Source organism: Desertihabitans brevis, from assembly GCF_003327535.1.
Lineage (GTDB): Bacteria > Actinomycetota > Actinomycetes > Propionibacteriales > Propionibacteriaceae > Desertihabitans > Desertihabitans brevis.
The window spans coordinates 209,398-223,912 of the sequence record NZ_QOUI01000002.1 but is presented as its reverse complement, the minus strand read 5'-3'; the positions used below and the strand labels follow the sequence as shown (position 1 = coordinate 223,912).

The 14,515-nt window shown below is 73.4% G+C and carries 13 protein-coding genes; 4 read left to right on the top strand and 9 right to left on the bottom strand.

The genetic code is table 11. From position 1 onward, the window contains the following. Positions 1–11 precede the first annotated feature (11 nt). The 4 genes from DT076_RS04380 to DT076_RS04365 form a co-directional block, all read right to left on the bottom strand. On the bottom strand, positions 12–383 hold the full coding sequence (locus DT076_RS04380; protein WP_114125428.1) for a YciI family protein: 372 nt from the start codon (positions 381–383) through the stop codon (positions 12–14). A 100-nt stretch (positions 384–483) separates the two neighbouring features. Further along, positions 484–1,386, bottom strand: coding sequence for a carbohydrate ABC transporter permease (locus DT076_RS04375; RefSeq protein WP_114125427.1), 903 nt, complete (start codon positions 1,384–1,386; stop codon positions 484–486). After that, positions 1,383–2,306, bottom strand: a complete 924-nt coding sequence (locus tag DT076_RS04370; protein WP_114125426.1) for a carbohydrate ABC transporter permease — start codon at positions 2,304–2,306, stop codon at positions 1,383–1,385. Before DT076_RS04370 ends, DT076_RS04375 begins: the two co-directional genes overlap by 4 nt. After that, complete coding sequence (locus tag DT076_RS04365) at positions 2,303–3,703, bottom strand: extracellular solute-binding protein (protein ID WP_114125425.1); 1,401 nt, start codon at positions 3,701–3,703, stop codon at positions 2,303–2,305. Before DT076_RS04365 ends, DT076_RS04370 begins: the two co-directional genes overlap by 4 nt. Before the next feature lie 356 nt (positions 3,704–4,059). Here DT076_RS04365 and DT076_RS04360 point away from each other — a divergent pair, with 356 nt between their 5' ends. Then, a complete protein-coding gene (locus DT076_RS04360) occupies positions 4,060–5,214 on the top strand; it encodes a pyridoxal phosphate-dependent aminotransferase (RefSeq protein WP_199538954.1) in 1,155 nt (384 codons plus the stop codon). Between the two features lie 16 nt (positions 5,215–5,230). Here the strand turns inward: DT076_RS04360 and DT076_RS04355 are convergent, their stop codons facing one another. The 4 genes from DT076_RS04355 to DT076_RS04340 form a co-directional block, all read right to left on the bottom strand. Then, positions 5,231–6,088, bottom strand: a complete 858-nt coding sequence (locus DT076_RS04355; RefSeq protein ID WP_199538953.1) for an endonuclease domain-containing protein — start codon at positions 6,086–6,088, stop codon at positions 5,231–5,233. Positions 6,089–6,222: 134 nt separating this feature from the next. Beyond that, entirely contained in the window at positions 6,223–7,176 is a 954-nt protein-coding gene (rlmB, locus tag DT076_RS04350; protein WP_114125424.1) for a 23S rRNA (guanosine(2251)-2'-O)-methyltransferase RlmB, read from the bottom strand. Then, positions 7,176–8,585 carry a cysteine--tRNA ligase gene (gene cysS / locus DT076_RS04345; RefSeq protein WP_114125423.1) on the bottom strand — a complete coding sequence of 470 codons (1,410 nt, stop codon included), beginning with the start codon at positions 8,583–8,585 and terminating at the stop codon, positions 7,176–7,178. The genes rlmB and cysS overlap by 1 nt, the downstream gene beginning before the upstream one ends. A gap of 38 nt (positions 8,586–8,623) precedes the next feature. Next, positions 8,624–9,199: a TetR/AcrR family transcriptional regulator gene (locus DT076_RS04340; protein ID WP_114125422.1), complete on the bottom strand. Its 576-nt coding sequence runs from the start codon at positions 9,197–9,199 to the stop codon at positions 8,624–8,626. Between the two features lie 90 nt (positions 9,200–9,289). On the opposite strand from DT076_RS04340, the gene DT076_RS04335 reads away from it, so the two are divergent. After that, complete coding sequence (locus tag DT076_RS04335) at positions 9,290–10,459, top strand: acyl-CoA dehydrogenase family protein (protein ID WP_114125421.1); 1,170 nt, start codon at positions 9,290–9,292, stop codon at positions 10,457–10,459. A gap of 14 nt (positions 10,460–10,473) precedes the next feature. On the opposite strand, the gene DT076_RS04330 is transcribed toward DT076_RS04335, so the two are convergent. After that, entirely contained in the window at positions 10,474–13,023 is a 2,550-nt protein-coding gene (locus DT076_RS04330) for a polysaccharide lyase family 8 super-sandwich domain-containing protein (protein WP_114125420.1), read from the bottom strand. 73 nt (positions 13,024–13,096) lie between these two features. Here DT076_RS04330 and DT076_RS04325 point away from each other — a divergent pair, with 73 nt between their 5' ends. Continuing rightward, on the top strand, positions 13,097–13,861 hold the full coding sequence (locus DT076_RS04325; RefSeq protein ID WP_114125419.1) for an SDR family NAD(P)-dependent oxidoreductase: 765 nt from the start codon (positions 13,097–13,099) through the stop codon (positions 13,859–13,861). Between the two features lie 34 nt (positions 13,862–13,895). Further along, on the top strand, positions 13,896–14,495 hold the full coding sequence (locus DT076_RS04320) for a carboxymuconolactone decarboxylase family protein (protein WP_114125418.1): 600 nt from the start codon (positions 13,896–13,898) through the stop codon (positions 14,493–14,495). The last annotated feature ends 20 nt before the right edge of the window (positions 14,496–14,515 follow it).

The following is a 14,515-nucleotide window of genomic DNA, read 5'->3' as shown; positions in this document are numbered from 1 at the left end:
GGGCGCGCTGCTCACATCGAGATGCGGACCGTCGGCCGGATCTCCAGGGTGTACTCCTCGGGCAGCAGCGCGCAGGCCTCGACCGCCGCGTCCAGGTCGGGCAGCTCGACGTCGTAGTAGCCGCCGATCATCTCCACCGTCTCGGCGAAGGGCCCCTCGGTGGTGACGACCCCGCTCTCGCGGCGGCGCACGGTGGTGGCCCGGTCGGCATCGGCCAGCGCAGCCGAGGACAGCACCCGCCCGTGCGTGCTGACGTACTGCTCGAAGGCACGGTGGCCCTCGACGTAGCGCTGATGCACCTCCGGGGTGTAGGCGTCCTCATCGCCCTGGGTGTAGGTGATGAGGACCACGAAGCGCTGCGTGCTGGAGCTCTGCTCGGTCATGCTCGGCCTTCCGTCGGGGTGACGGCGCGATCGCGCCGTCCACCACCATGACGGGCGGGGACGGCGCGGATCGACACCTTCGTCCCGTTTCCTGCTCGGCTCAGGCCTTGAGCCCGCCGCTGGCGGCGAATCCGGCACCCAGCCGGCGTCCCAGCAGCAGGTAGAGCACGATCACCGGCAGCGAGTAGAAGATCGAGAACGCCGCCAGCTGGCCGTAGGCGACCTGCCCGTACTGGGAGGAGAAGGTGTACAGCGTGACGGCCGCCGGCAGCTTGTCCGGGGAGAGCAGCAGCATGAACGGGACGAAGAAGTTCCCCCACATGCTGACGAAGGTGAAGATCGTCACCACCGCGGTCGCCGGACGCATCAGTGGCAGCACGATCGACCACAGCGTGCGCAGCATCCCCGCGCCCTCGGTCCAGGCGCTCTCCTCGATCTGGATCGGCACGTCGTCCATGAAGTTCTTCATCAGGAAGATCGAGTAGGGCAGCGAGGAGGCGGCCAGGAAGAGGATCGCCCCACCCATCGAGTCGACCAGGTTGACCTGCACGAACAGCGCGTACACCGGGATCATGATCGCGGTGATCGGCAACCCGGTGGCGAAGATGATCGTCAGCAGGAACGGCCGCTTGGCCCGGGAGCGGTAGCGCGAGAGCGGGTAGGCCGCGAGCGCGGCGGTGGCGACGGTGACCAGCGTCGCCCCGCCGCAGAGCACCACCGAGTTGAGCAGCGGACGGAACAGCGTCTCGGCGTTCCAGATCGCGGCGTAGTTGGCCAGCCCCGGCTCGGCGGGCCAGGCCACCGACAGGGAGGCCTGGGCGTCGAAGGAGGCCAGCACCACCCACAGCAGCGGGATGCAGAAGAAGACCGTCACCACCAGCAGTGCCAGGTCGGAGGCGGTGCGGACGCCGAGGGCCCGCCGGGTCTTCCCACCGCCCCGGCGGGCCGGGGTCGGGGTGTCGGGGGCCGCGACGGGGTGTGGTGCGGTGTCGGTGGCGGTCACTGCTTGTCCTCCTTGGGCAGCAGACGCAGGTAGGCCAGCGAGGCCAGCGCGCCGATCAGCAGCAGCATCAGGGCGATCGCGGTGCCGTAGCCGAGCTGGCCGTAGCTGAACGCCTGCTCGTACATGTAGAGCGGCAGGGTCTGGCTGGCGTCGGCCGGGCCGCCCGCGGTCATGATCCAGATCAGCCCGAACACCGACAGGGTCTGCAGCGTGATCAGCATCAGGTTGGTGGCGATCGACTGCCGCAGCAGCGGCAGGGTGATCGTGGTGAACCGGCGCACCGGCCCGGCGCCGTCCATCTCGGCCGACTCGCGGATCTCCGGGGAGATGCCGGCCAGCGCCGCGGTGTAGATCAACATGGTGAACGCGGTGCCGCGCCAGATGTTGGCGAAGGCGACGGCCCAGATCGGGACGCTCACCAGCCAGTCCTGGGCGGGCAGCCCGATCCCGGTGAGCAGCGCGTTGAGCGAGCCGTCCTCGGCGAGGAAGGTCACCCACAGGTAGCCCGCCACCACCTCGGGCAGGATCCAGGCGGCGATCACCACCGCGCCGGTGATCGCGCGGACCACCTTGGTCGACTGCCGCATCAGCAGGGCCAGCGCCATCCCGAGCAGGTTCTGTCCGATCACCGCCGAGATGAGGGTGAACACCAGCGTGAGGAGGACGGAGTTCCAGAACGCGGGGTCGGCCAGCGCGGTGGCGAAGTTGTCCAGCCCGACCAGCGAGGTGACCGCCGCTCCCTCACCGCGCAGGGCCTCGTTGGTGAAGGCCAGGTAGACGCTGTAGACGACCGGGCCGGCCATGAACACCAGCAGCAGCACGACCGCCGGCACCAGCGGCAGCCCGCGGGCCACGGTGCGGCTGCGGGGTGGGCGGCGCTCGGCCGCGGCGGAGGAGGGAGGTGCGGTGGTGGTCGTCATGCGGTCGCCTCCACCACCTGGTCGGGGCCGACGAGGTCGGTGACGGCGGCGTCGTACGTGGCCGCGGCCTCCTCCGGGGTGGTGCCACCGGTCATCACCTGGCCCATGGCCGCCTGGATCCGGGCCGACACCTCGGGGTAGGCCGCCACCGCCGGACGGTAGATGGCGTTCTCACCCAGGTCGGTGAAGAAGTCGATGGTGGGGGAGTAGCCCTGGTAGTCGGGCTCGGCGCGGACGTCGGCGCGGATCGTCACCTGGTTGTCGGCCAGCGCCATCGACAGCGCGTTCTCGGTGGTCATCATCTGCTGCAGCACCTCCCAGGCCAGGTCGGTCTTGGTCGACAGCGCCGGGAAGGCCCAGGACCAGCCGCCGGCCAGGGTGACGAAGTCGACCTCGCCGGGCGCCCACGGGTTGGGCTCGCCGTGCTGGGTGGGCATGGTGGCCAGCTGCAGGGTCGGCCACCACTCCGGCCACTCCCCGGCCGCGCCGGCGCCCCAGTTCTGGCTGATCCAGCTGCCGTCGAGGTTGATCCCCAGCCGGCCCTCGGGGAGCCAGCTGTTGTAGATGGTGTCGCCGATGTTGGGGTTGAGCGCGTCGCCCAGGCTGGGCGCCAGCCCCTCGGTGTAGACGGTCTGGATCAGCTGCAGGGCGTCCACGAATCCCTGCCCGCCGACCACCCACTTCTGGCTGGCCTCGTCGAACAGGGTGGTCTGGGTGCCGTAGAGCAGCATCTCGAAGCCCTGCATGCTGGCCTTCTCGCCCTGCGGCTCACCGGAGAAGATGTTGAGCGGGACGACGTCGGGCACCCGCTCCTTGATCTGGCGGGCCGCCGCCAGCAGGTCCTCCCAGCTGCCGGGCTGCCAGGGCTGCTCGATGCCGGCGGCCTCGAAGACGCCGGTGTGGTACCACAGCGCACGGGTGTCGGTGTGGGTCGGGACGGCGTACACCTTGCCGTCGGTGTAGGTGACGGCCCGCTGCGACGGTGCGGTCAGCTCGTCCCAGACCGGCCAGTCGCGGACCAGCTCGTCGATCGGACGCAGGTAGCCCGCGGCCACGTCGGACTTGAGGATGAAGGTGTCCTCGTAGACCAGGTCGGGGGTGACGTTCGGCGAGGACATCATCAGCTCGTTCTTGGTGAAGTAGTCCGCCTCGGCCGCCACCAGCGGCACCAGCTCGATGGTGATGTCGGGACGCTGGCTGCTCAGCTGCTGCACCACCCGCAGCAGGTAGTCGCGCATCACCGTCCCGGAGCCGAACTGCTGGTACTGGATGCGCACCGTGTTCGGGTCGGGGGCCGAGCCGCACGCGGCCAGCCAGGGGACCGCCACCAGGGTCCCGCCGACGGCTCTGATCAGGCTCCGGCGGGAGAGCCCGGGGCTCCTTCTTCGTCCTGCCATCTCGCACCTTCCCGTGCGCCCCCCGGCAGCCTCGCCCGGCGGGTCACGACATCGTGATCAGCTCGATCGATTGGAGCCACCGTACCGGGGTGTGCCCGCGACCCAAGCCACCCCGGGATCCAGGCCTGCGGTGTGTGGGGGTGGTAGGGGAGCGGTGCGCCGGACCAGCCGCGCCTGCCAGGGCGTCTCGAACGCGCGGCGGTCCCAGCGCTCCCGGACCCAGGCGACGGCGCCCTCCGAGGGCAGCCGCAGCAGACCGGGGGTCTGCGGCAGCCAGGGTGCGGACACGTCCCGAGCCTAGGTCGGGTCGGTGCCCGGTCGGGCCGGGCGGGCGGCGGGTGTGAGAGCGTGACCGGGTGACTGAGCCACTGGTGGAGCGGATGCGGGCCTTCCGGTCGACGGTGTTCGCCGAGATGACGCAGCTCGCGACCGCGACCGGGGCGATCAACCTCGGTCAGGGCTTCCCCGACACCGACGGGCCGGAGGAGGTGCTCGAGACCGCCGCCCGGGCCGTGCGCGACGGCGTCAACCAGTACCCGCCGGCGCTGGGCCACACGGTGCTGCGGGAGGCGGTCTGCGCCCACCAGGAGGCCTGGTACGGGCTGCGCTACGACCCCGCGACCGAGGTGCTCGTCACGACCGGGGCCACCGAGGCGGTGGCGGCGAGCCTGCTCGCGCTGTGCGACCCGGGCGACGAGGTGGTCGCCCTCGACCCGACCTACGACTCCTACGCCGCGGCGGTGGCGATGGCCCACGCCGTGCTGCGGCCGGTGACGCTGCGCGCTCCGGACTTCGCCCTAGACGTCGCGGCACTGCGGGCGGCGGTGACCGGTCGGACCCGGGTGCTGCTGGTCAACTCCCCGCACAACCCCACCGGGCGGGTGCTCACCGAGGAGGAGCTGCGGGCGCTGGCCGAGGTGGCCGTCGAGCACGACCTGTGGGTGGTCTGTGACGAGGTGTACGAGCACCTCACCTTCGACGGTCGGCCCCACCTGCCGCTGGCCGGCTTCCCCGGCATGCGGGAGCGGACCGTGCAGGTCTCCTCGGCCGGCAAGACCTTCTCCGTCACCGGCTGGAAGATCGGCTGGGTGTGCGCACCGGCGCCGCTGGTGCGGGCGGTCAACACGGTCAAGCAGTTCACCACCTTCTCCGGCGGCGCGCCGTTCCAGCCGGCGGTGGCGGTGGGGCTCGGGCTGCCGCCGGCGCGGTTGCAGGCGATCCGGGACCGGCTGCAGGCTGGCCGCGACCTGCTGGTCCAGGGTCTGCACGCGGCGGGCCTGCAGACGCTGGGCGCCGAGGGCACCTACTTCGTCAACGTCGACATCGCCTCGATCGGGGAGAGCGACGGGATCGCGTTCTGCCGCTCGCTGCCCGAGCGGGCCGGCGTGGTGGCCGTCCCGAGCCAGGTCTTCCACGCCGACCCCGACTCCGCCCGCACCCTGGTCCGCTTCGCCTTCTGCAAGCGCCCGGAGGTGCTGGCCGAGGCCGCCGAGCGGCTGGCCCGCCTCTGACGCCGCCGGAACCTGTTCATGGCGTCCCTTCGAGCCCGTAGCGGACCTGATCGGACGCCATGAGCACTTTCCGGCGGTGCTCGCCCCGCCGCAGGATCTCCGTGAGCGCCTGCCGGGTGGCCTCCCACTCCAGGAAGACCTGCTCCCAGGAGAGCCGGGTCACCACGTAGCCGAGGCGTTGCAGCTCGAGGTCCCGGCGCCGGTCCCTGGCGTAGCTCTCGACGCCGGTGTGGTGGGCGACGCTGTCGCACTCGACCACCCACCGGTCGCCCACGAGCAGGTCGACCCGACCCACGCCCCGGATCGTCACCTGCGCCCGCACCCGGACGCGCCGGCTCTCCAACCACCGCCGCACCCGGGTCTCCGTCCCGGACTGGGCGTCCCCGCGGAGACGTGAGAGCGACGTCCGGGGCTTGGACGGCAGACGGCCGACGACATCGGCCACCCCCGCGGCGTCGAGGATGCCGAGGTTCCACGCCGACTCGAGCAGGATCGCGGCCGTCTCCGTCCCGGCGCACCGCAGCGAGTGCTGCAGCAGCAGCGGTACCGGGGCGATCGGGCTGCGGTCGGGCCAGCAGCGCGGTTCTGGCCGGTGCCCCCGGTACGGAGGAGGCGTGTCGCACCCCCGCCGGACGTAGACGTGCACACCCTCGAAGGGCGGCGTCCACAGCCCGACCGCCTTCGCGGCGCTGAGGCAGGTCAGTCGCGTGCCGCGGGTCAGCGCGCTGACGACATCGGACGAGGCCGCGCCGGAGACGAGCCAGCCGCCACCGATCCGGCGGTAGGCACCACCGGCCACCAGGGCCTCCAGCTCACGCCGGGGCAGACCCATCCCGAGGAGGGTGCCGGCCTTGACGACGTCGGGGACCCGCACGGATCCATGCCAGCACGGGCCGACCACCGTGCCCGGAGTTGTGCACAGGGCAGATGCTCACGCCGGAACCTGTCGATGGCGTCCGATCGGCGCCGATACCGGCCCGTCGGGACGCTATGAACAGGTTCTGGCGGTCAGGCCCGCTGGCGGGAGATCTCGTACAGCGCGATCCCGGCGGCGACGCCGGCGTTGAGCGACTCCACCCCCGGGGCGGGGATCGAGACCAGGACGTCGCAGGTCTGGCGGGCCAGGCGCGACAGGCCCTCGCCCTCGCTGCCGACCACCAGCACCAGTGGCTCCGACGCCCCCGGGAGCTCGGCGATGTCGGTGTCGGCCTCCCCGTCCAGACCGGCCAGGGTGAAGCCGGCGTCGGCGAAGGCCTTGAGGCTGCGGTTGAGGTTGGTGGCCCGGGCGATCGGGATCCGCGCCGCGGCGCCGGCGGAGGTCTTCCAGGCCGCGGCGGTCATCCCGGCCGCGCGGCGTTCGGGGATCAGCACGCCGGTGGCGCCGAAGGCCGCGGCCGAGCGGACCACCGCGCCGAGGTTGCGCGGGTCGGTCACCTGGTCCAGCGCCACCACGAGGGCCGACGGGCCCTGGTCGAGCGCGGTGGCCAGCAGGTCGTCGGGGTGGGCGTAGGCGAACTCGGGCAGCTGCAGCGCCACCCCCTGGTGCACCGCGCCGCCGGTGTGGCGGTCCAGCTCGGCGCGGGTGACCTGCAGCATGGGCAGGCCGCGGTCGGCGGTGATCTTGAGGATGTCGCGGAGCCGGTCGTCGCGCTCCGCGCCCTCGGCCACGTAGGCGGTCTTGACCGGGATGCCGGCCTGCAACGCCTCCAGGACCGGGTTGCGCCCGGCCACCCACTCCGCGCCCGCGCCGGGGCGCCCGGTCCGCGCGGCCGGCTTGGCCGGACGTCCGGCCCCCCGCCGCTGCGCCTCCTGCTTGGCCTTGTACGCCTTGTGGTAGGGGCGGTCCTCGGCCTTCGGCGTCGGGCCCTTGCCGCGCAGCGTGCGCCGACCCTTGCCGCCGCTGCCGACCGCGGTGCTGCGACCTCTCGAGCCGGCGTTCCGGCGTTGGCTGTTCCCGGGCATCAGGGGCGCTCCTTCGCAGCGAGCGACCACTCCGGGCCGCTGGGGGTGTCGGTGATCGCGATCCCGGCCGCGGCCAGGGAGTCGCGGACGGCGTCGGCGGTGGCGAAGTCGCGGGCCTCGCGGGCCCGGGCCCGCTGCTCCAGCAGCGAGGACACCAGCGCGTCCACCACCGGGGTGAGGTCGGAGGAGGTGTCGCCCCAGACCGGGTCGTCGGCCCGCAGCCCGAGGACGTCCAGCATCGCCAGCACCGCGCCGAGGCGGGCCCGCGCCTGCGCGGTCTCGCCGGCGTCCAGGGCGGTGTGGCCCTCCCGGACCGCGCCGTAGAGGACGGCCAGCGCACCTGGGGTGCCCAGGTCGTCGTCCATCGCGGTCACGAACGCCTCCGGCAGCTCGGCCGTCGCGTCACCGACCGCCTTGGTGGCCCGGTCGACGAAGGTGTCGATCCGCGCCAGGGCGGCCGAGGCCTCGGCGAGCGAGGTGTCGGAGAACTCGATCTGGGAGCGGTAGTGTGGCCCGGCGAGGTAGAAGCGGACCGCCCGCGGCGGGTAGCTCTTCGTCACCTCCGAGACCAGCGCCCCGTTGCCCAGCGACTTGCTCATCTTCTCTCCGGCCGCGGTCACCCAGGCGTTGTGCATCCACCAGCGGGCGAAAGGGCGCCCGGCGGCGCGGGACTGGGCCAGCTCGTTCTCGTGGTGGGGGAAGCGCAGGTCCAGCCCGCCGCCGTGGATGTCGAACTCGTCGCCTAGGTACTTGCCGGCCATCGCCGAGCACTCCAGGTGCCAGCCGGGACGTCCGCGTCCCCACGGCGTCGGCCAGGACGCGGTCAGCGGCTCGGAGGGCTTGTGGCCCTTCCACAGCGCGAAGTCGCGGGGGTCGCGCTTGCCCCGCGGGTCGGCGTCGGCCGCCGGCTCCATGTCCTCCACCCGCTGCCCGGACAGCTCGCCGTAGGAGGGCCAGGAGCGGACGTCGAAGTAGACGTCGCCCGAGCCGTCCTCGGCGACGTAGGCGTGCCCGCGCTCCAGCAGCACCTCGATGAGCTCGACCATCTCCGGCACGTGTCCGGTGGCCCGCGGCTCGTAGGTGGGCGGCAGGCAGCCGAGCGCGGCGTAGGCGTCGTGCAGCTCGCGCTCGAAGCGGTAGGCGTGGGCGAACCAGGGCACCCCGGCGGCGGCGGACTTGGTGAGGATCTTGTCGTCGATGTCGGTGACGTTGGCGATCACCGTGACGTCGTAGCCGTGCCAGCCGAGCCAGCGCCGCAGCACATCGAAGACCACCTCCTTGCGGATGTGGCCCAGGTGCGGCGAGGCCTGCACGGTGAGCCCGCAGTGGTAGATCGACACCTGGCCCTCGCGCAGGGGCACGAAGTCACGGATCTCGGCGGTGGCGGTGTCGTAGAGGCGGAGACTCACCCGCGCAGCCTACTGGGCGGCACCCGACGCGGCCCACCTCAGCGGCGCAGCGCGGCGACGGCGACGTCGGCCAGGTGGCGGTAGGCCTCGGCGTCGGTGAGCCCGGTGGCCCGCTGCAGCTCCCCGCTGCCGATCCGGCGCATGGTGGCGGCCACCACCTCGGCGACGAACAGGGCGTGCACGTCACGGAACTCCCGGGCCGCGATGCCCTCGGCCACCAGCTCGCGGACGCGCTTGGTGGCGAGCTGGGTGTTGAGCTCGTAGATCTCGGCCGCCGGGGTGAACGCGCTGACGTCGGCCAGGAACCGCCGGCTCGCCGGGGACAGCGCCGTCGCCACCTCCTCCAGGTAGCGGGTCAGCCGGCGGGCCGGCGAGCGGGTGCGCCGGGTGGTCTGCTCCACCTGCTCGGCGGCGGTGCGGAAGAAGAGCCGCACGATGCGGGTGACCAGCTGCTCCTTGCTCGGGGCGAGCGCGTACAGGGTGCGCTTGGAGCAGCCCAGCCGCACGGCCAGGTCGTCGAGGGTGAGGTGGGCGAAGCCCTCGGCCAGCACCAGCTCCAGCAGCGCGGTCTCCAGCTGGGACTGGCGCCGGGTCAGCGGGCGCAGCGGGTTCACGGCGTCTCCCGAGGTCGGCACACTCGAAGCGGTACTACAGTACGCTCGTCCGTACCGCTCGACGTCGAGCGTCCAGAGCCCGGAGGAACCATGCCCGTCGACCGTCTGCTGCCCACTGAGGAGGCCGCCGACATCGTCGCCGAGGTCGCCGGCTTCGCCCGTGCGGAGCTCGCGCCGCGGGCCGCCAAGGCCGAGGAGGTCGGGGAGTTCCCCCGTGAGCTGGTCGCCCAGCTGGGCGAGATGGGGGTCTTCGCGCTGCCCCACGAGGAGCGCTGGGGCGGGCTGGAGCAGCCCTACGAGGTGTACCTGCAGGTGCTGGAGGAGATCGCGGCCGCCTGGTTCACCGTCGGGGTGAGCGTGTCGGTGCAGGGGATGACCTGCCTGGCGCTGGCCACCGAGGGCACCGAGGAGCAGCGCGAGCGGCTGCTGCCCGACCTGATCGGCGGCGGGCTGCTCGGCGCGTACGCGCTGTCGGAGGTCCAGGCCGGCTCCGACGTCAGCGCGGTGCGCACCCGGGCGGTCCGCGACGGCGACGACTACGTCCTCGACGGCTCCAAGAGCTGGATCACCCACGGCGACGTCGCCGACTACTACACCCTCTTCGCCCGGACCAGTCCCGGGCACCGCGGCGTCTCGGCGTTCCTGGTGCCGGCCGGCGCCGAGGGCATCAGCACCGGCGGCCGCGAGCGCAAGATGGGGATGACCGCCTCACCGACCACCGCCGTCCACCTCGACGGGGTGCGGGTCGCCGCCGACCGCCGGATCGGTGCGGAGGGCGAGGGCATCCGGATCGCGCTGGAGTCGCTGGACTCCGGCCGGCTCGGCATCGCCGCCTGCGCCACGGGGCTCGCCCAGGCGGCGCTGGACACCTGCGTGGCCTACGCCGAGCAGCGTGAGCAGTTCGGCCGGCCGGTCGCCTCCTTCCAGGGCATGCAGTTCCTGCTCGCCGACATGGCCACGGCCGTCGACACCGCCCGCGCCACCTACCTGTTGGCGGCCCGCAAACGCGACGCCGGACGCCCCTTCAGCCGCGACGCGGCGGTGGCCAAGCTGCACTGCACGGACGCGGCGATGAAGGTCACCACCGACGCCGTGCAGGTGCTCGGCGGCTACGGCTACACCCGCGACTTCCCGCTGGAGCGCTACATGCGCGAGGCGAAGGTGGCCCAGATCTTCGAGGGCACCAACCAGATCCAGCGCCTGGTGGTGGCCCGGCACCTGCTCCGGCGCAGCTCCCGGCCCCGGCAGCGCTCCTCCTGACCCCAGGTGGTGCTTCAGCGCGGCCGCAGGGTGGCGGTGACGCTGCGGCCGTGGTGCTGGTGGACGTCCACGGTGAGCCGGGTGCCGCCGTCGACCGGGGTGGCCCGCACCCGGCGGTCGGAGCGGACCAGCCGCAGCGACCCCTCCAGCACCAGCTCGACCCGGTCGCGGGTGGTGGTGGGGTCGGCCACGGCCACGACCGTCTCCGCGCCGCTGCGGCGCACCAGCACCGAGGCCGGACCGTCCACGCGGACGCCGCCGGCCTGCTGGAGCCCGGTACCGAAGGTGTTCACCGCGGTCAGCCCCGTGCCGGTGTGCTGGACCGCCTGCAGCGAGGTCGTGTTGGCCAGCACCCGCAGCGCGCCGCCGGACGTCCCGGGCCCGCCCGCGTAGGCGTCGAGCGCCGCGGCGTCCGCCCCCGGCACCAGGGCCCACGCCAGCGCGAGCGGTTCGGCGCCGGCCGGCTGCCCGACCTCGACGCCGAACACCGTGCGGGTGGCGGTGGTGGCCGGGTTCGACAGCCGGACCGCCCGCCGGCTGGCCCGCACCTGCTCGAGCGTGACCTCGACCTCCGGGGTGTCCAGCAGCACGTGGCCGACCGACACCCGGTCGGTCTCGTCCTGCCACAGCACCCAGGCCAGGTCGGCCCGGCCCGGACCGGTCCACGGGCTGCCGTCGCGGAGCCGTCCGGTCACCGTGACGGCGGCACTGGCGGTGCTGCGACGGTCCAGGGTGACCAGCACGTCGCGTCCGGCCGGGTCGGAGACGCCGGCGACGAGCAGCACGACCTCCTCGTCCAGCATGAACCAGGAGCGGGTGGCGCGGGCGTTGGCCCAGGTGACCAGCTCGGGCGGGAGCACACCCCGTTCGGCATCGCGGTGGGCCACGTCGTCGGAGAGGACCATCGACGCCGTGCCGTAGGCGCCCAGCCGGGCGCCGCCGGAGTGGGCGGAGGTGCCGACCGGGAAGTAGACGTAGGTGTTCTGCGACTCCGAGGAGGAGGTGAACCCCAGCGGGTGGTCGGGGTCCTCGTACCACCGGGTGCCGTAGAGGTCGGGGACGCTGCGCCGCTGCTCGACCGGGGCGAGGACCCCGGGCAGCTGCGCCGGGTCGACGGTGACGAGGTGGTCGACCCCGAAGACGCGGCTCTGGTCCTGGCCGGAGAGGTAGAGGTGGTGGGCGCCCTCACCCTGGAACCAGGGCAGCAGGTTCTCCCCGTTCATGTACTCGTACTTGCTGATCCGCTCCGAGCTGCGCGACAGCGTGAAGGCCCAGCCGGGACGGCGGTGCACGTTGCGCTCCATGGCGGCGAAGGCGCTGTGGGAGGTGGTGGGCACCAGGTCGGCCGGCCGCACCGCCGGGTCGGCCAGCAGGTCGGCGTGCCGGGCGATGCTCAGCGGCGAGCCGAAGCCCTGCGGGTCGATCGCCGGGCCGGCGGCCTCGCTCAGGTAGGCCACCCAGCTGCGCAGGCGCTCGGCCTCGGCCCCCTCGCTCAGCTCGGCCAGGTCGACCACGGCCTCGACCACCGCGGCCACGTCGGTGTAGCCGGTGGTGGTCCGTGAGACCGCGCGCCCCTTGACCGCCTCCATCATCCAGCCCTCGAACACGACGGGTGCGAAGCCGTCGCGGACCCACTGCTGGACCACCTCCACCAGCTCCGCCCCGGAGGCCCAGGAGGTGCCGCGCAGCAGGGCGGTCGTCTGCACCACGCGGGCCAGCAGCGCCTTGCCGTAGGAGCCGGTGTAGGCCACCGAGTGGTGCTGGATGAAGGAGCCGTCGGCGTAGTGGCCGTCGGTCACCCCGTGCCTCAGGTGGTAGGGGTCGATGGTGGCGTACACGGTCAGCTGGTCGCCGATCGCGGCGCTGACCCGTTGGGTGTCCCCGGTGAGCGCCCCCTGCAGGATGCGGTTGGTGGTGATGTCGGCCAGGTTGGCCCCGGTGTGGAACCGCGAGTCCAGGTCGACGTCGCCGTCCTTCCCATGGCGGAGGTAGGCGTCCAGCGTGGGCAGCAGCGCGGTCAGCAGACCGGGGTGCTCGGGCAGCCGGTGCGAGAGCAGCACCAGCGTCCGGGTGAGCGAGCCCGGCACGCCGATCTCCCAGTTGAACCAGTTGCCGTAGTAGCCCTTCGACTGGTCGGCGAGGTGGTGGGTGTGCAACCAGGCGACGGCCTGCAGCACGCGGTCCTGGACGGCGACGTCGTCGGCGAGCCCGGAGCGGCCTCCGGCGAGCCGGGTGGCCCGGGCGATGTCGAGCAGGTAGCCGGCCGTGCGCGCCAGCAGCGCGTCGTCGCTGCCCAGCGGGACGCCGGCGAACAGCTCGCCGGGCCCGGCGGCGTCCATCGCGGCCAACCGGTTGCGGGCCGTCGCCTCCTGGCGGGCCAGCCACGGCTGGACGGCCGGGTGCGCGTTGCTTGCCTCGGTGCCGGCCAGCGAGGCGACGGTGTTGGCCAGCACGCGGCTCAGGTCGTCCTCGCCGGTGTCGGCGCGGGCCGGCCACGGGCAGGCGACGGTGAGCAGCCCGGCGGCGGGGGCGGCGGTGAGCAGCAGTCGGCGGCTGATCGGCACGAGGGGACCTCCGAGGGGTGGCGGCGTGCGCCCCATCCCACCACCGTCGGTGCGTGCTGGCTAGGGTCGGGACATGCAGCTGTCCGCGTCCGACGCCGTCCTCGTCACCGGTGGCGGCTCAGGCCTGGGACGGGCCACCGCCCGCGTCCTGGCCGCCTCCGGTGCCGGTGTGGTGCTGGTCGACCTGCCCACCTCGGCCGGGGCCGAGGTGGCTGCCGAGCTGGGTGCGCGGGCTGTGTTCGCCCCCGCCGACGTGCGTGAGGAGGACCAGGTGCGGGCGGCGGTCGAGCAGGCGAGTGCGCTCGGGGCGCTGCGGGTGGCGGTGAGCTGCGCCGGGGTCGCCACACCGGGACGGATCCTCAGCCGCAAGGGGGTGCACAGCCTGGAGCACTTCCGCACCGTGGTCGAGGTCAACCTGCTCGGCACCTTCAACGTGCTCCGGCTGGCCGCCGAGGCGATGAGCGGGAACGAGCCCACCGACGGCGACCGCGGGCTGGTGGTCATGACGGCCAGCGTCGCCGCCTACGACGGGCAGGTCGGCCAGGCCGCCTACGCCAGCTCCAAGGGTGGCGTGGCCGCGCTCACCCTGACCGCGGCCCGCGACCTCGCCTCCGCCGCGATCCGCGTGATGACGGTGGCACCGGGGGTGATGGAGACCCCGATGATGGCCGGGCTGGGCGAGGAGGTCCGCTCCTCGCTGGAGGCGCTGGTGCCGCACCCCTCCCGGCTCGGACGTCCGGAGGAGTACGCCGCGCTGGTCGAGCACCTGGTGGCCAACCCGTTGCTCAACGGCGAGGTGGTCCGCCTCGACGGAGCCCTGCGGATGCCACCGCGCTGAGCCGGTGCCATGCTGGTGGCAGGAGGGACCCGCGATGGCCGCTGACCAGCACCGCACCGGCTTCCTCGACGGGGCGCCACCGTCGGAGGCCGCGCAGCAGATGTTCGACGACGACGTGGCCGACGTCGGCTACGTGATGAACCTGACCCGGCTGTGGGCGCACGTCCCGGAGGCCCACCGCCGCTGGACCGAGCTCACCGTGCTGGCCGCCGAGCTGGCCGGGCTGGACCTGCGCCGCAAGGGGGTGGTCGTCACCGCGATGGCGGCCACCCTGGGCGACGCCTACTGCTCGCTGGCCTGGGGGAACCGCCTGGCCGAGGTGGCGGGGGAGGAGGTGGCGGGCGCCGTGCTCTCCGGGGCGCCGCTGGAGGACCCGGCCGAGCACGCGTTGGCGGCGTGGGCCCGGGCCGTGGTGCGCGACCCGAACCGGACCACCGCCGACGACGTGCAGGCGCTGCGGGACGCCGGCCTGGAGGAGCGCCAGGTCGTCGGGCTCACCCTCTACGTGGCGCTGCGCCAGGCCTTCTCCACCGTCAACGACGCCCTGGGCGCGGCCCCGGACGCCGAGCTCCTCCGGGCCGCCCCGCCCGTGGTCCGCGAGGCCGTCGGCTACGGCCGTCCGGCCGCCGGCTGAGCGGAGCCGGGTCGAGGGGG

Coding starts and splice junctions, on each gene's coding strand:
- DT076_RS04320 (WP_114125418.1), top strand. CDS start 13,896: ATGGCCGCTGACCAGCACCGCACCGGCTTCCTCGACGGGGCGCCACCG.
- rlmB (WP_114125424.1), bottom strand. CDS start 7,176: ATGCCCGGGAACAGCCAACGCCGGAACGCCGGCTCGAGAGGTCGCAGC.
- DT076_RS04335 (WP_114125421.1), top strand. CDS start 9,290: ATGCCCGTCGACCGTCTGCTGCCCACTGAGGAGGCCGCCGACATCGTC.
- DT076_RS04370 (WP_114125426.1), bottom strand. CDS start 2,306: ATGACGACCACCACCGCACCTCCCTCCTCCGCCGCGGCCGAGCGCCGC.
- DT076_RS04325 (WP_114125419.1), top strand. CDS start 13,097: ATGCAGCTGTCCGCGTCCGACGCCGTCCTCGTCACCGGTGGCGGCTCA.
- DT076_RS04365 (WP_114125425.1), bottom strand. CDS start 3,703: ATGGCAGGACGAAGAAGGAGCCCCGGGCTCTCCCGCCGGAGCCTGATC.
- DT076_RS04380 (WP_114125428.1), bottom strand. CDS start 383: ATGACCGAGCAGAGCTCCAGCACGCAGCGCTTCGTGGTCCTCATCACC.